At 43.9% G+C, this 20,789-nt stretch carries 16 protein-coding genes; 13 read left to right on the forward strand and 3 right to left on the reverse strand.

The features are described 5' to 3' along the window. The first annotated feature begins 17 nt into the window (after positions 1–17). A complete protein-coding gene (locus QWT69_RS03835) occupies positions 18–1,412 on the forward strand; it encodes a S41 family peptidase (RefSeq protein ID WP_317969140.1) in 1,395 nt (464 codons plus the stop codon). A gap of 27 nt (positions 1,413–1,439) precedes the next feature. Here the strand turns inward: QWT69_RS03835 and sda are convergent, their stop codons facing one another. Then, the gene (gene sda / locus QWT69_RS03840; protein WP_317969142.1) at positions 1,440–1,607 is read right to left on the reverse strand and encodes a sporulation histidine kinase inhibitor Sda; all 168 of its coding nucleotides are present in this window, start codon (positions 1,605–1,607) and stop codon (positions 1,440–1,442) included. A gap of 895 nt (positions 1,608–2,502) precedes the next feature. On the opposite strand from sda, the gene QWT69_RS03845 reads away from it, so the two are divergent. The 11 genes from QWT69_RS03845 (at position 2,503) to QWT69_RS03895 (ending at position 15,546) form a co-directional block, all read left to right on the forward strand. Further along, complete coding sequence (locus QWT69_RS03845; protein WP_317969144.1) at positions 2,503–3,030, forward strand: DL-endopeptidase inhibitor IseA family protein; 528 nt, start codon at positions 2,503–2,505, stop codon at positions 3,028–3,030. Between the two features lie 471 nt (positions 3,031–3,501). Beyond that, entirely contained in the window at positions 3,502–5,169 is a 1,668-nt protein-coding gene (ilvD, locus tag QWT69_RS03850; protein ID WP_317969146.1) for a dihydroxy-acid dehydratase, read from the forward strand. A 364-nt stretch (positions 5,170–5,533) separates the two neighbouring features. Continuing rightward, positions 5,534–7,294 (forward strand): acetolactate synthase large subunit, encoded by a 1,761-nt coding sequence (gene ilvB, locus QWT69_RS03855; RefSeq protein ID WP_431312315.1) that lies wholly within the window; start codon positions 5,534–5,536, stop codon positions 7,292–7,294. Beyond that, entirely contained in the window at positions 7,291–7,806 is a 516-nt protein-coding gene (gene ilvN / locus QWT69_RS03860) for an acetolactate synthase small subunit (RefSeq protein WP_317969148.1), read from the forward strand. Before ilvB ends, ilvN begins: the two co-directional genes overlap by 4 nt. A gap of 254 nt (positions 7,807–8,060) precedes the next feature. Beyond that, positions 8,061–9,095: a ketol-acid reductoisomerase gene (gene ilvC / locus QWT69_RS03865; RefSeq protein ID WP_317969150.1), complete on the forward strand. Its 1,035-nt coding sequence runs from the start codon at positions 8,061–8,063 to the stop codon at positions 9,093–9,095. Then, complete coding sequence (locus QWT69_RS03870) at positions 9,082–10,632, forward strand: 2-isopropylmalate synthase (RefSeq protein ID WP_317969152.1); 1,551 nt, start codon at positions 9,082–9,084, stop codon at positions 10,630–10,632. The genes ilvC and QWT69_RS03870 overlap by 14 nt, the downstream gene beginning before the upstream one ends. Before the next feature lie 93 nt (positions 10,633–10,725). Beyond that, the gene (leuB, locus tag QWT69_RS03875; protein ID WP_317969154.1) at positions 10,726–11,826 is read left to right on the forward strand and encodes a 3-isopropylmalate dehydrogenase; all 1,101 of its coding nucleotides are present in this window, start codon (positions 10,726–10,728) and stop codon (positions 11,824–11,826) included. Between the two features lie 53 nt (positions 11,827–11,879). Further along, positions 11,880–13,289 carry a 3-isopropylmalate dehydratase large subunit gene (gene leuC / locus QWT69_RS03880; RefSeq protein ID WP_317969156.1) on the forward strand — a complete coding sequence of 470 codons (1,410 nt, stop codon included), beginning with the start codon at positions 11,880–11,882 and terminating at the stop codon, positions 13,287–13,289. A gap of 18 nt (positions 13,290–13,307) precedes the next feature. Next, entirely contained in the window at positions 13,308–13,892 is a 585-nt protein-coding gene (leuD, locus tag QWT69_RS03885; protein ID WP_317969158.1) for a 3-isopropylmalate dehydratase small subunit, read from the forward strand. A 151-nt stretch (positions 13,893–14,043) separates the two neighbouring features. After that, a complete protein-coding gene (locus tag QWT69_RS03890; protein WP_317969160.1) occupies positions 14,044–15,003 on the forward strand; it encodes a hypothetical protein in 960 nt (319 codons plus the stop codon). 120 nt (positions 15,004–15,123) lie between these two features. Next, positions 15,124–15,546, forward strand: a complete 423-nt coding sequence (locus tag QWT69_RS03895) for a cation transporter dimerization domain-containing protein (protein WP_317969162.1) — start codon at positions 15,124–15,126, stop codon at positions 15,544–15,546. Between the two features lie 49 nt (positions 15,547–15,595). Here QWT69_RS03895 and QWT69_RS03900 read toward each other — a convergent pair whose 3' ends face one another. Continuing rightward, positions 15,596–16,093 carry a hypothetical protein gene (locus tag QWT69_RS03900; protein ID WP_317969164.1) on the reverse strand — a complete coding sequence of 166 codons (498 nt, stop codon included), beginning with the start codon at positions 16,091–16,093 and terminating at the stop codon, positions 15,596–15,598. 199 nt (positions 16,094–16,292) lie between these two features. On the opposite strand from QWT69_RS03900, the gene QWT69_RS03905 reads away from it, so the two are divergent. After that, positions 16,293–18,557: an S-layer homology domain-containing protein gene (locus QWT69_RS03905; protein ID WP_317969165.1), complete on the forward strand. Its 2,265-nt coding sequence runs from the start codon at positions 16,293–16,295 to the stop codon at positions 18,555–18,557. A 55-nt stretch (positions 18,558–18,612) separates the two neighbouring features. On the opposite strand, the gene QWT69_RS03910 is transcribed toward QWT69_RS03905, so the two are convergent. Then, a complete protein-coding gene (locus QWT69_RS03910) occupies positions 18,613–20,610 on the reverse strand; it encodes an S-layer homology domain-containing protein (RefSeq protein WP_317969167.1) in 1,998 nt (665 codons plus the stop codon). Between the last annotated feature and the right edge of the window lie 179 nt (positions 20,611–20,789).

Raw genomic sequence — 20,789 nt, forward strand, 5'->3', positions numbered from 1 at the left:
GAAATGAGGATCATGATTTGTTCAGAAATGCAATGAAGCCATTCCTATTGGCAGTCGCACTTTTAGTCTTGCTTATACCGAATACTGTCTTTGCAGCAGTTGAACCGCTCGATGAAATACGGGAACTTGTACGAAAGCATTATGTCGATGAAGTATCGGAAGCTGTTCTGAGAAAAGGGACAGCAGAAGAAATTATGAAAGGTCTTGATAAGTACTCTGTCTATATGTCCAAAGACGAGTATGGAGCATTCGTGGATAGTATCGATCAACGGTTAGTCGGGATCGGAGTCGTCCTGGAAGAAGATAAGAATGGCGTAAAAGTGTTAGCTGTAATTGAAGACAGCCCCGCGTCACTTGCTGGACTTCTTGCGGGTGACATTCTGACACACGCTAATGGAAGTTCATTGAAAGGAAAATCTGTTCAAGCGGCAATCCCTTTCATAAGTGGGAAAGAGAATACCGAAGTCGTGTTGGCAATTGAACGAACAACAAGAGGGAGTCTCATCAAATTTAAGAAGACGATTAAGCGTGCAGAGATCCATTTACCGACCGTGGAAAGTGAAATGCTTGGCGGGAATATTGGGCATATCCGGTTGAATAGCTTTGCAGCTGATTCGGGCAAGGAGATTGCACGTGCAATCCGGAAGTTGGAAACAGCAGACAGTTTCATTTTCGATATCCGGAACAATGGAGGAGGCTATATTACTGCCGCTCAGGAAGTGACGGGCTTTTTCCCGGAAGTTGCAGAAGCATTCCAGTTACGTGAGAAAAACAAAAAGCCTTCGATTTATCCTGCTGTTAATCAGGAGATGAAATTCGAAGGACCTGTTTCATTGCTTGTTAATGAATTCAGCGCAAGCGCTTCTGAAATGTTGGCCGTCAATTTGAAAGAAGCGGGAGCGGCTACGGTGTACGGTCAAAAAACTTACGGTAAAGGGACGATGCAGACGATGTATGCATTTTCCGATGGAAGTGTGTTGAAGTTGACAACCGCTCGCTTTTATTCGCCGAAAGGCATCGCTGTAAATGGGATAGGTGTTTCTCCAGATGTGGTGACAAAAGTAGGTGAGGAACTGACAACTGCCCATTTTGACCATCTTTTATTGAAAGTGAAAGGGTATGCACACCTCTCAGGGTTAGAGAATGTGAAACCGACAAAGACGTTCACTGTCGAGATGACGAAAGAAATGGATTGGTCTGCAATCGATCAATCTGCAATTGAGTTGGTGGAGCTTGGTGGTAGGGCGGTTCCCTTCAAACTAGCGGTGAAGAACGGTAAGAAAATTACAATCATTCCAGAGAAGCCTCTATTGTCAGGCGCTTCTTATATGCTCATTATCCATCCGGGATGGTTGGATATCAACGGTCTTCCAGTGAAGAGCGGCATCTATTTGAACGTAACAGTTGAATAAAGACATTTCAATTGAGGAGCTTGTCCATCAAGATATGGATGGGCTCTTTTTTTCGTCATGACGGATTTCACATTGCAATGGCAAAGACCGTAAAGAAATTTCTTTCTCCAATAATGTGATGAATTTTGGACAAAGCTTTAATTCTATCGCTTTACTATAAGAATCGATTAGTAAATCGTCCGCTATTCTTGGCATCTTTTTTCGCCTCCTTGTCATACAGTCATAAGCAACTGCATATGAGTAAGTTTCGGTATATTTACAATAACAAATTTTTAAATAGAGAACAACCGTTCTTTTATCCACAGATGAACGTGGATAAGCTGTGGTTAACTTGTTCGTAAGCATGCTGGGGCATGTGGTGGCGTGTGGATAACGTGGACAAAGTTATCCACAACGCTGTGTAATGCGGAATTTGTCGAAAGTTTCTTAGAAAAAGTGTAGGTATTCATGAATAATTTCTTTCAATGAAGTTCTGACCATCAATATTCGACATGTTGTGACAATAAACAGCTCAATTAGGTCTTTGCGGGACGTTTATGTTGTGTTGTGCAATCGTTAAGTTTCTTTACGTTGCGTTTACGTTTCGATGCGCGTCACTTACGTTGTGTTGCGGCAGCGTTATGTTTCGTTGCGGGGTGTTTACGTTGTGTTTCACGTTCTACGTTTCGATGCGCGTCACTTATTTTGTGTTGCGCGATCGTTACGTTTCGATGCGGGGCATTTACGTTGTGTTGCACGTTCTACGTTTCGATGCGCGCCACTTACGTTGTGTTACACCAGCGCTATGTTTCGATGCGGGACGTTTACGTTGTGTTGCACGTTCTACGTTTCGATGCGCGCCACTTACGTTGTGTTACGCCAGTGTTACGTTTCGATGCGGGGCATTTACGTTGTGTTTCACGTTCTACGTTTCGATGCGAGTCATTTACGTTGTGTTACACCAGCGCTATGTTTCGATGCGGGACGTTTACGTTGTGTTACGCTACGACAGCTCTTCCTTCATGAGCATTCAAAACTGCTCCTTTTCCGTGTATGTGATCACTTTACAGTTCATACGTTAGTTTATGAGCAAGATGGAGGAGGTTCATCGATGAGAACGAAACTTTTTAGTATAGGAGTGCTATTACTACTGTTCTTAGCTGCATGTGGCGGTCCGCCGGCTGGATATGTCGCGTTGTCGCCTAAAAGTGCTGTTGAGTTGGCTGCTGGCTGGGCAGGCGCCGATAGTGTGATTTTATCGGGAGGGTTGTATAAGGAAGGTGAGTATGTATCGTTTACGTACAAGGGAATGGAATACCGCTATATGGCAGGACATTTGGATTCAAAGAAGAAGTTAAAGGCTGAATTACACAAGTTCATTACAAAAAAGAAAGCGAAGCGGTACATGAAAGAATATGGAATCCTGAAACATAAAGGCAAGCTTGCACAGCCAGAAGTGGAAAAAACTTCTCAATCGCAGTGGGAAATGGCAACTGCGAAGGAAGTAAAATCGAAAAAGAATTACATGCTATTCGAAATAACAGTCCCGATTGGAGACACACGCACAGCTGAAAAAATCATTGTTAAATATGTTTATCTGAAAAAGACAGGCTGGCGAATCGATAAGTTTAATGAATAATGCAGAATAATTCATCCGTGTCATTCGAAAATATAAAAAAAGTTTTTTTATTTCTATTTTTTGAAGAACGCAATATATCGCAGTTGTAAGCGGATACATTTTTATTACCAATTCTAAATTGGTTGATAATTTAAAATAGCCGGTTGACTCCTGTAATTATCCGATATATGATAGCAACAATCTATTTCGATATGTGAGTTGATTCACATATTTCTAGCAGTTTAACTTGATTCAGCAGAAGTTTCCTGCTTCTATAAGTAGTGGGTTGAATGCCAGAAAAACAATTCAATTACAGGGAGTTCAAATTCTTTGCTGAGTCAAGTTAAGCCTCCAGCGGATGTTAGGGATTTTGAGGGCAGTTAATTGTGAATCGAACAATGAAAAGTTCGATTCACAATTCAAAATCCCAACGCAATTACGCTAAGGCGTAATTGATCTACTGGTAGATAAGTTGATTAGGAGAGATTGCAGATGAGAAGTGACATGATTAAAAAAGGTGTCGATCGCGCACCGCACAGAAGTTTGTTATATGCGACCGGTATTAAGACGAAGGATCTTGAAAAGCCTTTTATCGGTGTCTGCAATTCGTATATTGATATTATTCCAGGCCATAGACATTTGAATGTATTTGCTGAAATTGTAAAAGAAGCGATATGGGAAGCGGGCGGTGTTCCTTTTGAATTCAACACGATTGGTGTGGATGATGGAATCGCGATGGGGCATATTGGCATGCGCTACTCATTACCGAGCCGCGAACTGATAGCTGATTCTGCTGAAACAGTCATCAATGCGCACTGGTTTGACGGCGTGTTTTACATCCCGAACTGCGACAAAATCACACCGGGCATGCTCATGGCGGCGGTTAGGACGAATGTTCCTTCCGTATTCGTATCAGGTGGCCCGATGGAAGCAGGGGTTTCTTCATCAGGAAAGCAACTTTCACTTACTTCGGTTTTTGAAGGGGTCGGAGCTTTCAAGTCAGGTAAGATGACAGCTGAAGAATTGCTTGATATTGAGACCAATGCATGTCCGACATGCGGATCCTGTTCAGGAATGTTCACAGCAAACTCCATGAACTGTCTAATGGAAATGCTTGGATTGGCATTACCCGGAAACGGAACGATTGTCGCTACATCTGATGAGCGACACAAACTCATAAAAGATGCTGCGAAACATTTGATTCGTATGATTAAAGAAGATGTTAAACCGCGAGATATTGTCACCAAAGAAGCGATTGATGATGCATTTGCGCTTGATATGGCAATGGGTGGTTCGACAAACACAGTTCTTCACACGCTAGCAATTGCGCATGAAGCTGAAATTGAGTATAGCGTAGAAGATATTAACATAGTCGCTGAGCGTGTTCCTTATTTGGCGAAAATTATGCCGGCATCCGACATTTCAATGGATGATATTTTCAAAGCTGGCGGCGTCAGTGCTATTGTCAATGAATTAACGAAGATTCCTGGTGCGATTCATCCTGATCGGATTACGATAACAGGTAAAACCATTAGAGAAGACGTGAAGGATTATCACATTACGAACGATCAAGTTATCCGAACGAAAGATAATCCGTATAGTCCTGTCGGTGGCTTATCCGTATTATTCGGCAATATTGCTCCTGAAGGTGGCGTCATAAAAGTTGGAGCCGTCGATCCATCCATCAAACAATTTAAAGGCAAAGCAATCGTCTTTGAATCACAGGAAGCAGCACAGGAGAATATCGACAATGGGACTGTCCAAGAAGGTCATGTCGTTGTCATTCGTTATGAAGGTCCAAAAGGCGGACCAGGAATGCCGGAAATGCTTGCTCCTACATCAGCTATCCAAGGCAGAGGTTTAGGAACAAAGGTAGCTTTAATTACAGATGGTCGATTCTCAGGGGCATCCCGCGGAATATCGATTGGTCATATATCACCTGAAGCAGCTGAAGGCGGTCCAATTGCATTAGTGGAAGATGGCGATATGATCGACATCAACTTGACCAATCGGACAATCGAACTGCTTGTATCTGATGAAGAACTGACAATACGTAGATCAAAATTAAAACCATTTGAACCGAAAATTAAAAAAGGTTATTTAGCTAGATACTCAAAACTCGTCACGTCGGCTAGCACAGGCGGCGTCATGAAAATATAACAACTCGATGATGGGGCAAAAGGGAATAGATTCTTGCATTTACAGAGAGCCGGTCACGCTGGAAGCCGGCAGTGCAACTATTCGCGATATCACTCCGGAGTGGGTTGCTGAAAGGGAAACCGAGTAGGCAATCCCGGGCACTTATTTGTTGTCGCCCGTTAGAAAAGAATGGACGATCAGTTGATTGCATATATGTGCAGTTAATCGGTTGTTCATTCACGAGGCGGCGTAAGCCGTAAACAAGGGTGGTACCATGAAAAGCTTTTTCATCCCTTACACGAAGATCGGATTTCTTTGTGTGGGGAGAAAGAGCTTTTCTTTTTTGTATAAACGGATAATCAAAATAGTCAGGAGGAGTCAGCAAATGAGTGCGGAAGTCGAAACAAAGCAGGCGGTTATGGAAAAGACGCAAGAGTCTACGGGGGAACAACAAAATATTCAACCTATGGATGGTTCTGCTGTCTTGATTCAAGGGTTGAAGGATCAAGGAGTTGAAGTTGTATTCGGATACCCTGGAGGTGCAGTCTTACCAATTTATGATGCATTGTATAACAATCCAATTCCCCATGTGCTTGCACGTCATGAACAGGGAGCCATTCATGCAGCGGAAGGGTATGCACGTGTTTCGGGTAAAACAGGTGTCGTTATTGCCACATCCGGTCCCGGTGCAACAAACCTTGTAACCGGTATTACGGATGCAATGATGGATTCACTTCCGCTCGTCATCTTTACAGGCCAAGTGGCAACGACAGTTATCGGAACGGATGCTTTCCAGGAAGCGGACATTGTCGGAATTACGACACCGATTACAAAGCATAACTATCAAGTCCAAGATGTTGCAGACCTTCCGCGCATCATTAAAGAAGCATTCCATATCGCTTCAACCGGACGCCGTGGCCCTGTTCTTGTCGATGTTCCTAAAAATATCGCAACTGAAATCTTTGTTACAGAAGAAGAACGCATGGCGGAAGTAAATTTGCCTGGCTATCAGCCGACGACAACTCCTAACTATTTACAAATACAGAAAGCAGTAGAGGCGCTTTCCACTGCGAAAAAGCCTCTAATTCTAGCAGGTGCCGGCGTGTTGCATGGGCAGGCGATGGAAGAACTGAAAGAACTTGTTGAAACGAAAAAAATACCTGTGACGAATACGTTACTTGGGCTCGGCAGTATTGCTGGAAACCATGAATTGTTTCTAGGTATGGCAGGAATGCACGGAACGTACACGGCGAATATGGCGATTAGCGAATGTGATGTGTTGTTGAATGTCGGGGCCCGTTTTGATGACCGCTTAACAGGTAATTTGAATTCATTCGCAAAGAACGCGAAAGTGATCCATATTGACATCGACCCCGCTGAAATCGGTAAAAACGTTCCGACCGAAATCCCGATTGTTGCAGATGCGAAAAAAGCGCTTGCCGCATTGCTCCTACAGGATTTCGAAGCGCCCGATACAGCTGATTGGTGGAATCATCTCAATGAAATGACTGAAGAAGCACCACTTTGGTACAACGAAGATGAACATGAAATCTTACCCCAACAGGCGATTCAAATGATTCATGAGATTACGGAAGGCAATGCAATTGTTACGACAGATGTCGGACAGCATCAAATGTGGGCAGCTCAATACTATGCATTAAATAATCCGGATCATTGGGTGACTTCGGGTGGACTCGGCACGATGGGCTTCGGATTCCCTGCTGCTATCGGTGCGCAAATTGCAAAACCGAATGAACGAGTAGTCGCCATCGTAGGAGACGGCGGATTCCAAATGACGGCACAGGAATTGTCGTTATTACAGGAAATGCGAATCCCAGTGAAAGTCGTTATTTTGAACAATGGCGCACTTGGTATGGTGCGGCAATGGCAAGAAACGTTTTACGATGAAAGATACTCACAGTCTTTAATTCCCGTGCAACCGGACTTTGTCAAACTGGCGGATGCGTACGGCATTAAAGGGTACCGCATAACAAAAAAAGACGATGCGGAAGAGATTTTTAGGGAAGCATTGCTCTCTGATGAACCTGTACTCATCGATTGCCGTGTCAAGATGAAGGAAAACGTCTATCCGATGATTGCTCCAGGAAAAGGACTTCATGAAATGATCGGGGTGAAAAGCAGATGAGAAGAGTCATAACCGTAACAGTTATCAATCAAAGCGGTGTATTAAACCGGGTGACGGGTCTATTAATGAAACGTCAATTCAATATTGAAAGCATCACAGTTGGACATACGGAACAGCCGGGCAGATCCAAGATGACATTCATCGTGAATATCGACGACGAACGTAAAACTGAGCAGTTGCTGAAACAGCTTCAAAAGCAGATTGATGTCATCAAAGTACACGACATCACTGATAAGGCAATCGTCATGCGGGAGCTGGCATTAGTGAAGGTCATGTCCCCACCACATGCACGCAGTGAAATTAACAGTGTCATCGAACCGTTCAGGGCAACCGTGATCGATTCAGGGAAAAATGTCGTCACATACCAAGTGGTTGGTTCATCTGAAAAGATTGAGGCATTCATCGATCTGGTGAAACCATATGGCATTAAAGAATTATCAAGGACTGGCGTAACAGCGTTCACCCGTGAAAACCAAAAAACACCGTCACAGCAACTGTCGATATTGAAGTAGGGAAGCATTTACGGGCGCGGAAGTGACGAATACGAGCGCGGCGAAAGGATTTACGGGCGCACGAGTGGCATATACGGGCGCGGCGAAAGGATTTACGGGCGCGTCGACAGGTTTTACGAGCGCACGATAGGCAAATACGAGCGCGTCGACGGGATTTACGGGCGCACGATCCATAAATACGAGCGCAACACAAAATTTCACTAGAATAACAATGATATTCACCAATAAAACCAAAAACCAAGGAGGAATTACAAATGGCTAAAATGTATTATAACCAGGATATCAACGAAGGACTTTTACAAGGAAAGACAATCGCGGTAGTAGGATATGGCTCACAAGGTCATGCGCACGCACAAAACTTAAAGGATTCAGGATTTAATGTCGTTGTTGGCGTACGTCCAGGTAAATCATATGATCAGGCAAAAGAAGATGGACTTGACGTGAAGACCGTTGCTGAAGCAGCTGAACAGGCAGACATCATCATGATCCTGCTTCCTGATGAAAGACAGAAAAAGGTTTATGACGAAGAAATTCAACCGGCATTAAAAGCTGGTAAATCACTCGTTTTCGCACACGGTTTCAACGTTCACTTCGGACAGATTGTCCCTCCGTCAGACGTCGATGTTTTCCTAGTTGCACCGAAAGGCCCGGGTCATCTCGTTCGCAGAACATACGAAGCGGGCGCTGGTGTACCGGCATTGTTCGCGGTCTATCAAGACGTTTCCGGCGAGGCAAAAGATGTTGCTCTCGCGTATGCCAAAGGAATTGGGGCAGCGCGTGCCGGCGTTCTAGAAACATCATTTAAAGAAGAGACGGAAACGGATCTATTTGGTGAGCAGGCTGTATTATGTGGTGGGTTAACGTCGCTCGTGAAAGCCGGATTTGAAACGCTTGTTGAAGCAGGATACCAACCCGAACTGGCGTATTTTGAAACGATGCATGAATTGAAACTAATTGTTGACTTGATGTACGAAGGCGGCATGTCCGGAATGCGCTACTCAATCTCGGATACAGCTGAATGGGGCGATTTTGTATCTGGCCCGCGTGTAGTCGATGCAGATACGAAAGCTCGCATGAAAGAGATCTTGACGGATATCCAGGAAGGTAAATTTGCAAAAGGCTGGATTGACGAAAATGATAACGGCCGACCGAACTTCAATGCATATGAAGAATCAGAAGCGAAACATCAAATCGAAGTTGTAGGCGAGAAACTTCGTGCAATGATGCCATTCGTCAATGAAGGCAAAAAAATAAAACAGAAAGAAGTGGTGGCCAGTGCGCAAGATTGACATCTTTGATACAACACTTCGTGACGGCGAACAATCAGCAGGCATCAATCTAAATACAGCCGAAAAGATGGAAATTGCCCGCCAACTCGAACGTTTTGGCGCTACGGTGATTGAAGCAGGGTTCCCTGCTTCCTCACCTGGTGATTTTGAAGCTGTACAACGCATCGCCAATTCGGTGAAAAACTCAACAGTGACAGGGCTTGCCCGTGCCATGAAAAGTGATATCGACACTTCTTGGGAAGCGCTAAAAGGTGGTCAAAATCCCCATCTTCACGTATTTTTAGCCACTTCGCCAATCCATATGGAATACAAACTGAAGAAAACACCAGATCAAGTCGTTGATATCGCGGTTGAAGCCGTGAAGTATGCAAAAAAATTCTTTCCTCTCGTTCAATGGTCAGCAGAAGATGCATTCCGTTCTGACCCTGCTTTTCTAGTCAAAATCATCAATCAAGTGATTGAGGCAGGTGCTACAACGATCAATATCCCAGATACAGTCGGTTATGCGACACCTCAGGAGTATGGGGCTTTATTCAAATACCTCAAAGAGAATGTTACAGGTATCGACCATGTAAAGCTTTCCGCACATTGCCACAATGATTTAGGCATGGCGGTTGCGAACTCGATTGCAGCCATTGAAAATGGTGCCGATCAAGTCGAAGGAACGATTAACGGGATCGGTGAACGGGCTGGAAATGCGGCACTGGAAGAAATCGCAGTCGCTCTTCATATTCGAAAAGATTTCTATAGCTTGGAAACGGGTGTTCATTTACATGAAATTAAACGTACGAGTCAACTTGTCAGTCAGTTGACAGGAGTCGTCATCCAGCCAAATAAAGCGGTTGTAGGGAAAAATGCATTTGCTCATGAATCGGGCATACATCAAGACGGTATGTTGAAAAATCGAGAAACGTATGAAATTATTACACCGGAGTTGATCGGTGAAACGACAGCACCGCTTGCAATGGGCAAACATTCCGGCAGGCATGCATTCAATGACCGTGCCATTTCAATGGGCTTTGCGTTATCAGAAGACCAGTTGAATGAGGCGTTCAATGAATTCAAGAAACTCGCTGATCGTAAAAAGGAAATTACAGAAGATGATCTGTTCGTTCTCTTTACTGGAAAGCAGATTGAGTATGCGGATGCGGACATTTATGAACTGACAAATGTGCAAGTCCAATACGGGATGTCAAACGTTCCTACAGCGACTGTTTCGGTCACGGTGCCAACAGGTGATGACGTGATCGTCGCAACGACAGGCGCAGGTTCAGTTGAAGCGATATTCAATGCATTGGAACTTGTCGTCAAAGGTCAGATAAATATATTGGATTACCGAGTTACTTCTATTGGAAAAGGCCGCGATGCGTTAGGTGAAGCAATTGTGAACTTGCGCTATAACGGTGAGACGTTTACAGGTCGCGATATTTCACAAGACGTGTTGGAAGCTTCAGCGAAAGCCTATTTAAATGCCATCAATCGAAAACTTGTCAAAGATCTGGAGAAAAAAGTTGAAGTAGTGACTGTTAAAAGCTAATAAATAGAAACGTAATTTACTCACATAAGACTGAATATTTCGTTCCATATAGTAATTTGAAGATTTTTGACAACAACAAGGAGGAGAAGTTCAATGGAAAAAAGAGTAGCTGTATTACAAGGCGACGGAATTGGGCCGGAAGTGACAGAGGCGGCAGTACGGGTTCTTGAAGTGGTTGCAAGACGATTCAACCACACTTTCCAATTCGATTTTGCATCGATTGGGGGCGAAGCGATTGATAAGTTCAATCATCCACTGCCTGAGGAAACGATTGCCATCTGCGAATCAAGTGATGCAATACTCTTAGGGGCTGTCGGAGGTCCAAAATGGGATCAAAACCCTTCGGAATTACGGCCGGAAAAAGGTCTTCTCGCAATCAGGAAACATTTTGACCTATTCGCGAATTTGCGTCCGGTGAAAGCTGTTCCGTCCTTGCTTCATGCTTCTCCTTTAAAAGAAGATGTTGTAAAGAACGTCGATATGATGATTGTACGCGAACTGACAGGAGGCATCTACTTCGGTGAACCAAGTCGCAAAACAGCAAAATCTGCTGTAGATACACTTGTATACACACGTGAAGAAATTGAACGAATCGTTGAAAAAGCATTTGAACTCGCACGTTTGCGCCGGGGAAAAGTGACTTCTGTTGATAAGGCCAATGTCCTTCAGTCTAGTAAGTTATGGCATGAAGTTGTAGAAGAGATGAAGAAAGGATATCCGGATGTTGAAGTTGAGCACCAGCTTGTCGACTCTGCGGCAATGAAATTAATTACCAATCCCGGTTCGTTTGACGTTGTCGTGACAGAGAATATGTTCGGAGATATCTTGAGCGATGAAGCATCGGTTATTACAGGTTCTCTTGGTTTATTGCCATCAGCAAGTGTCCGTTCAGATGGCTTCGGTCTCTATGAACCAGTCCATGGATCAGCTCCGGATGTCGCAGGGAAAGGCATCGCCAATCCAGCTGCAGCCATTTTGTCTGCAGCGATGATGCTCCGCTATTCGTTTGGTATGGAAACAGAAGCGGCGACGATCGAAAAAGCGGTTGAAACAGTGTTTGAAGATGGGCATTTTACGTCGGATCTTTCGGTAGAAGACGGTCGGGTCCATTCAACAAAAGAATGGACGGATAAAGTGATTGGCGAATTGGATCTACAGTTCGTTTCCAATAGCATTATGTTTTCATACGTATAACTTGATGTAGCAGAAGTCCCCATTTCTAGAATTGACGGGAAGGAGAAGCGCAAATGGCTAAAACGATTATTGAAAAGGTTTGGGAACAGCATATTGTCTATGAAGAACAGGGGAAGCCTGATTTATTGTACATCGATTTGCATTTATTGCATGAAGTGACTTCTCCTCAGGCGTTTGAAGGATTGCGGCTGGCGGGCCGGAAAGTGAGACGTCCGGACCTTTGTTTTGCAACGATGGACCATAATGTGCCGACTAAGAATTTACCGACCATTAAGGATCCGATCGCTAAAAAGCAAATTGTCACATTGGAAACAAACTGTAACGAGTTCGGCATTCAACTGGCGGACATGGCACATCCCGATCAGGGCATTGTGCATATCATCGGTCCTGAACTCGGCTTGACACAACCGGGGAAAACGATTGTATGCGGTGATAGCCATACGTCCACTCACGGTGCTTTCGGCGCTATCGCATTTGGCATCGGCACGAGTGAAGTGGAACACGTTCTTTCTACACAAACGCTATGGCAATCAAAACCGAAAACGATGGAAATTCGTATTAACGGAAAACTCGGTTTCGGCGTTACCGCAAAGGATGTCATTTTAGCGATTATCGCGAAATTCGGGATCGACGTTGGCACGGGTCATATCGCAGAATTTACAGGCGAAGCAATCCGTGGATTGACGATGGAAGAACGGATGACGATTTGCAATATGTCCATTGAGGCTGGCGCGAAAGCGGGGTTGATCAGTCCGGATGCAACGACGGTGGAGTATTTAAGGGGCAGGCGTTATGTGCCTGAAGGGGAAGCTTTCGAGGAAGCGGCGGCTGGATGGCTTGCTCTTGCATCCGATGAAGGGGCTACTTATGATACCGTGCTTGAAATCGACGCGGAGACAATCGAGCCATTTGTCACATGGGGGACGAATCCTTCTATGGGGTCGGGTATTAGCGGACTCGTTCCATCAGCGCAGGATTTTGAGGATGAATCTGATAAAGAAGCGCTAGAAAAGGCACTTGCCTATATGGGGCTTGAGGAAGGTACACCACTAACATCTATCCCCATCCAGCACGTATTCATCGGTTCTTGTACAAATGCAAGATTGAGTGATCTGCGCGAGGCGGCAGACGTCGTTGCGGGGTTAAAAGTCCATCCCGATGTAACGGCGATCGTTGTACCAGGGTCGCGAACAGTAAAAAAACAAGCAGAAGACGAAGGGTTGGATAAAGTATTTCTCGAAGCTGGATTTGAATGGCGGGAGTCAGGATGTAGCATGTGCCTGGCAATGAATGATGATGTCGTTCCAGCAGGAGAAAGATGTGCATCGACATCTAATCGGAATTTTGAAGGGCGGCAAGGTGCAGGTTCACGCACGCATTTGATGAGCCCTGCAATGGCAGCCGCTGCAGCAGTCAAAGGCCGATTCACGGATGTGCGCGAAATGCGGTTGACGCATGCATAATGATGAGAGGATGATTCCATGAAACCGATTAATGAAGTTCGGAGTGTCATGACTCCACTGAATCGTAAAAACGTTGATACCGATCAAATCATCTCTAAGGAATTTTTGAAGCGAATCGAACGTACAGGGTTTGGGAAGTATTTGTTCCACCACTGGCGATTCAATGCGGATGGTACAGAGAATACAGATTTTGTATTAAATGATCCTCGATTTGCAAACTCAACAATTCTTGTCGCACATGAAAACTTTGGGTGCGGCTCTTCCAGGGAACATGCGCCATGGTCAATATTGGATTATGGATTTCAAGTTGTCATTGCGCCTTCTTTTGCGGATATCTTCTATAATAACTGTTTCAAGAATGGCATCTTACCCGTACGTTTGACGCTAGCTGAAATTGAAACTCTGTTGTCAAAAGGGCTAGAAACACCGCAAGTCCTCGAAGTAGATTTAGAGAAGCAAATTGTGAAAGACGAAGAGGGAAAGACCTATTCGTTTGATATTGATCCATATTACAAGCAGATGCTGTTGAATGGCTGGGATGAAATCGCGTTGACATTCCAATATGAAGAGCAGATTGCGCAGTATGAAAAAGCACATGCTTAATGAATCAAACCTTCCTATTTTATCGAGGAAGGTTTTCTCTTTTCATTCACAAATCCATCTGTCAATCTATGTCGAAATCATGTATACTAGATAGAAATATATATTACTAGAACCTAAGACATACTGACTATATAAATGATGGGGTGGCAAAGTGTTTATTTCTGCATTGAATGATCCGACAACTTTTTCCATGCAAGTGAAGGATACGAATAGTGCTTCTGGCGATGGTTGGCGGAAAGTCTGGGGCAAAGAGGCGGCTGCGATTAATCCGTTGGCAGCTGTCAATCAAGGAAGAAATTCCTTAATTATGGAGTCAATCCGCAAAAATGATTGGACTGACTACCATCAGTTCCAAGCAAAGCAACATCCCGCATGGTATGACAATGTCGGCGGAGAAATGAAACAGAATAAGTTGTATTATGGCAATCTGATTGATGTGCAAAATCGTTCATTGAAAGAAGCAATGCAGTCAGGAGACAAGGTGGAAATCGACAAACGGAAAGCTCATCTTGATGATCTGATTAACGATTTCAAGAATGCACCTGGTGCTGTACCGCATGTTATTGCATTCGCCAACAATTCCGATTTAGCTAAGCAACATGATATTCCGAAAGTAGCGAACGATTGGTTCAATTCGCCTTATAATAATGCATTGGCTGCTTCACAAGGTCGTTTTGAAGATAAGTATTGGTATGAAAATCCGTTCTTCGCAGACAACCCGGGAGAAATGGATTTTGCAATAGCAGCTGTACAGGAAACCCGTCCGGATATCGCGAAGATTGCTGCATCGATTAATAAAGGTGCATATAAAGACAATGTTGCATCTACTTCATTCAGTAGTGCACAGGCATCTGTCGTCACGCCGGTAGAAGACCTTTCTATTCAAAAGCCAGCTGAACAGAAAGAAGAGCGTATTTTGGAATATGCAACTGACGTAGTAAAAGAAGCGGCGACAATGAAAGTGGAGCAATTTGCGCAACAGTTTGCTCCGACGAATTTAGCAACAGAGCTTTTTGCGAAGAGACAGGAAACAATCGTCAAGTCATCACATGATTATTTACTGGATCGTATGAATCAGAAGGCCGACGATCGGAAGTTCGCCATCGTCTGAACCGCATGATTCATTAGACGTGAATTTGATCATATAAACCTATGAAAAAGTACGAGGCTTGCAGCTCGTGCTTTTTTTGTGTTAACATGGCACCTATATTCTCAGAAGGAGGTTTTCGGAATGAAGAAAACAGCGATATTGTCTGCACTGTTAGGATGCTCGATTATCCTCGGCGCGTGCAGTGACAAAGAGGATACAAGTAAAGAAAATGTTGATGAACCGACAGAACAGGTAGAACAGACGCAACAGAATTTGGACGATCAAAATGCTGTCGACAAATCAGACTCCGCCAAATCGGATGACGAGTTGAAAGAAGCTATTGAAAAAGAAGAAGGTGTAGCATCCGTTAGCTTAATCGTCACAGAAGATAGCGGCGGTTATGTATTACTTGATATTGATGCTGATGAAGAAATGAGCAAGGAATCAGCGGAAGAACTAGCTTCCACTTACTTGAAGACAGTTGAAGAGAAATACCCCGATCATAAAATAGATATTCAAGTTCGGAAAAATGGGGACACATTTGCACAAGATGCTAAAGGATGACAAATAGAGCGTATTTAGAGAAACCTCCTAGTAGATAGGGGGTTTTCTATTACAGTTTTATGGTATGATAAAAACTGACAATATACGAGGTTATGCGCGTTGAAGGAAGAGTTAGATTGAGCCGTTTCACTGCTAAGTTGCGCGGAAATAGCGTGAGGTTGAGCGGTTTTGCGGCCATGTTGAGCGGAAAAGTCGTGAGTTTGAGCGGTTCTCCCGGCATGTTGAGCGGAAAAGTCGTGAGGTTGAGCGGTTCTCCCGGCATGTTGAGCGGAAATGTCGTGAGGTTGAGCGGTTCTTCGGTCATGTTGAGCGGAAATGTCGTGAGGTTGAGCGGTTTTGCGGCATGTTGAGTGGAAATGTCGTGAGGTTGAGCGGTTCTTCCGGCATGTTGAGCGGAAATGTTATGAGGTTGAGCGGTTTTGCGGTCATGTTGAGCGGAAAAGACATGAGGTTGAGCGGTTCTCCCGGCATGTTGAGCGGAAATGTCGTGAGGTTGAGCGATTCTTCGACCATGTTGAGCGGAAATAGTTTCATAACTACATTCCAACGAACTGGATCATCCATCGCACTTATTCAATCATCACTCGCCCCTAATGAATAATCGGAAACCAATTAACTGCACCCCCAATCGAGTAAATCCGCTATGACCAACATCTGACAATCTCCAATCAACATAACTTGTATACGTACCAAAATACATAACAACAATTGCGCTACGGCGTTACTTAACAGGAGGAACAAGGAATATGGCTAGTTCTAAACGAATGAAAGTCCTATTGGCAAGTGTGCTAACGATGATGCTTGCATTGTTTGGATGCAACTCGATCGGTGCAAATTCGATGGAGATCAATCAGAGTTTCTCCGATATCCATAATGAGTTCTGGGCGAAAGATGAAGTAACCCAACTCGTTGATAAAGGGATCATTAACGGGTATCCGGATAAGCAGTTCAGACCTGCACTTGAAGTGTCACGTGGCCAAGCTGCGAATTTGCTGGCGACAGCACTTGGATTACCTGACGCACCCTATCGTCCGATTTTTAAAGACGTTAGCAGTAAGTCCTCCCATTTAAAAGGGGCGATGGCTACTTATGAAGCGGAGATTTTTCTTGGGAAAGAAGATGGCACATTCGGTGTTGGGGATTCACTGACACGTGAACAGATGGCAACTGTCATTGTACGTGCATTCAAACTGGAAGACACAGGCGAGGATATACAGTTTGCAGACCAGAATAGAATCAGTGAGTCACATCAAGAAGGGGTAAAAATTTTAGCACAACATGGCATTACAACAGGTAAGGAAGATGGTACATTCGACCCGAAAACGGCCGTGAACCGCGCGACGTATGTTGTATTCCTGCACCGTGCGATGGTAGAAACAGGTAAGATCCAAGAGACACCAGAAGTTTCATTCAAAAAAGCCGGTACATATGGAGACTTTAATCCGGTTCGACATGAACAAAATTTCGTGGAAGTGCCTGTTTCTAAAACAGACAAGACGTATTTGAGATCGAACGCTTACCTACAGTTTGCAGGGGAAAAGACGACGAAACATTCACATTCCACTGACACTGTATACACGTACAAAATTGCTGGAATGTCTCCAGCGGTTGTAAATGTAACGAAAAGACAGCTGGAAAACGGCGATTACTTCATTTTCTCTGAGCTGAGAAATCCGCAACGGATGCCAGTAACAGTCGATCTCATTCAAGCGGAAAGCGGTCTGTCGAAAGGGATATTACGAGAATATGATCGTTATCCTGTAAAGAAAGATACAGATGACACATTTGGCTTTGATATGACGACATATCCGACCGGTATTTTCGAGAAGACTTATGAAGAAGGGGACAAGTCGCAGAAAATGATTGGTAAAGCCTATCGCTCAAAGGAGCTTTCTCAAAAGTATCCGAACGGCGAAAGCAGTTACACACGTGAATTGATGGATGAAAATGTTGCGTTCAGCAGCATTATGCTCGGTGACACGCAACTGTCTGTTTACACACTAAGTTCACGCGGATATGATATTGTCGACCAATGGTTGCTTGTGTCCGATCAATTGTTGTTTTCGACAAATCAGAAGATGGATGACTGGATGCTTGAATCAGCAATCTATTATAAAAAACGAAACAAATGGTATACAGCAAACGGCCCGTACAATAAAATGGCTACAACAATTGAACCGATGCCCGCTTCAGGACGAGGATACGGGCGTAATCTTCTGCTTGTGAAAGAAGATCGTGTCATGGCGCTCTACAACCAAACGAACGAACGCTACTATGAAAGTCTGCTCTATAATTCTTTCGCCAATCTGGATATTTTCAGAGGCGATCAAACATATTGGGAAACAGAAGTGACGAGCACATATTTGAAAAACCTGTTTGGCATAACTGCACCGTTTGTTGACACACGTTTCAATGAACAGATTGCGTTATTCTTATACAACGGCGGCAAGGCGTTTGGTCATGATGATTATAACCTTGGTCTGACGAATTATGCAGATCTTCTCGTGTCCCAACAAAGCAAAGGAAATATTATTAAAGTAAGTCCTTCCGCTTATTACATTCAGGACTACTTCCCGTCGAAGCAAAACGTCAAGACGCATTCATCGATGAACCATCTGCTGGGCGGCATGAATATCCTGTTGCTCGCTTACAAGGAAACCGGAAAACCGGCCTACTTGGAAACAGCTGAAAGTCTTCTGAGAGCTCTTGAAATAGATGCCGATAAATGGATTCGCAAAAATGGGGACATTTGGTATAAGGTGTCGCCAGATCACACATTTGTCGGAGAGGATTATGTCCATTTGACATTAGAAGATCTCATCCATTCCTATGAATTATGGGTAGATATCGATCCATCCAAAACGGCTGTCTTTGAAAAAATGTTGCGTTCAAAGGCTGGCTATATGAATCAAAACGGAAAAGGCTATACAACAAAAATTAAAAATGGCCTTGACCGAATTGGCATGCCGGAACTGTTACCTGCAGGACCTGAACATACGGATGCCTTATAAAAGACAAAGAAAAATCCTCTGCGATTATGTCCGCGGAGGATTTTTCTTTCTTTATTCAATCGATTTTATTTACTAAATCAGAACGGATCCAGCCGAAATCAGATGGCGGGTTAATGTCCGCAAGAATTTTATACCAAACATAGCCGTCACTGCCTGTCATTTCATCGACAATGACAACCGGGTATCCGAAGGCAGCTTCAAAACCTGGATTTTTTGGCTTGTACGTGAACAATTTGTTGTCTGGAAGCACTTCCGGACTTGTCCGGACATTGACGCCCTCTTTACCTGTGTAATTAATGCTGCCAAGCCGGGCCTGTTGATAGTCGTTACTGCCAAGGAATTTGTCGATTTTCCACATATGTCCGGCTATTTTGCTGCCCCAGTTAGGGTCTGACGCATATTTGACGTTAAATCCGACAGCTTTATTGCCTGGCACAGCACCGTTGGAATGGGCACCAAGCGGATTGGCATAATTCAAGTTCATGTAGCGTTGAATGAACGCATTGATACTATTTTCAGGAGTGGCATAGACTTCTCCCATTTCAGGAGAAGAATCAAAGACTTTAATGCCGAAAATATTATTCTTTGTTTGCGCATTGACGCTCATGCCATAATCACTTTCGTGGATAGCTGTCGCTAAAATGAACATCGCGTTTACACGGTACGTTTCTTCTACTGTTTTTAAGTATTCTCCGAGACCAATCAGTTTCGATTTGGTCGTCGTATTGACATAGCGCGCAGCACCCGTATTTTGACGATCCTGCAAAGCGTATTGGATATATGCATTGAGCTCAGCCGCTGTATAGCTCGTCGGCTGGCGGACGGATTGAAATTGGAAGTATGGATAATGCGTATATACTTTTTTAGAACCAACTTCTGTGAAATGTACACCGTCAAGACTTGTATATGTAGCTGCATGCATCGTTGTTGGGACGGGTCCTATCGAATAGATGCCTCTCGTTTTTGTTAAGTTGTCATACGTATAATGGGTCAAGATGCTATTACTGTCGACCATATAATAATCGTAACCTGTTACTAGATCAGCAGGCACAAGATCAACTTCGCCATGTTTTGCGTAATAGGTAGTACCGGCTAGCTCAACGATGACGTAATCGCCACCACTGCCAATGTATTTCATTTCCCGTCCTTTTTGAACATACGTCACTTCATCACGCAAAGTTGAATTGCTGTAAAGGGAAGTAAGCTGTTTCGGGTTTTGGGACCCAAAAGCCCGTCCTGCCTTCATTTTGATGATTTTACTGCCTTTTTGGATGACATCGATGGACGAAGATGCATTGTAGACAGCCAATGCATCTTCGTATGTTCTAAATAGAGCTGTTGTAGGAACGATCTGTCCGTTTGAAATGCTACTTACTTTATAGATTTCAGGATCGACGTCAGGTGGTGTTGATGGTGTTTCTGGATCAGTAGGCGTTTGGGGCTTCAACAGATTCGCTGCAGCTTCCATTCTAAATAGGAAAGCAGCTGCATGGGCAATCGTTGCACTGTTTTTAGGCTTGAAATAAACCCCATTCTTCTGATGATCCCCACGGATGATTCCAAGATATACTGCGGCAGAAACCGGCTGTTTGAAATTCGCAGAAATTTGGTTTGAATCTTTGAAAGTGAAATCTGTCTTTTGAATTGGAAGATCCATATAGCGGAATGCTTTATAAATCATACCTGCCATCTGTTGACGCGTGATTTTATCGCTTGGTTTGAATGTACCGTCCGGATAACCTGAGAGTAAGCCGGCCCCAGCGGCATTCTGGATTTCAATCGTCAAATTGGAACCTACTTTTAAATCTTTAAATGTATATTTAGTGGAAGTAGGCAAGTCCAAAGCGCGTGCGAGATAAGAAGCGAACTCGGCACGGGTCACCGCTTTATTCGGATTGAATTTGCTGTCCGTGCGGATGACATTCTTTTGGATCCAATAATTTAGTTCTGTCTCCATTTGATGGCCAGTCACGGTACTTGCTTCCGCTGATTGTTGGAATAGCGGTGCGAACACCAGTAGCATGAGTAAGGTAAAAGTCGTTATTTTTTTCACCAGGAAACCTCCTTTTGTGCATCTTCTATTATACTAGCAGATTTATGAATAAATAATAAGGTGTAAATTGTTTTGAAAGTCAGATTCATAGCGAAAACAAAGAAATTATGTCTGGAAATGTCCACCAAATGCTTCATCAATCGGCTTTATCTTCTATTGAAATGATTATTTTCAAAATG

It is taken from the genome of Sporosarcina oncorhynchi (assembly GCF_033304615.1).
Taxonomy (GTDB): Bacteria; Bacillota; Bacilli; order Bacillales_A; family Planococcaceae; genus Sporosarcina; species Sporosarcina oncorhynchi.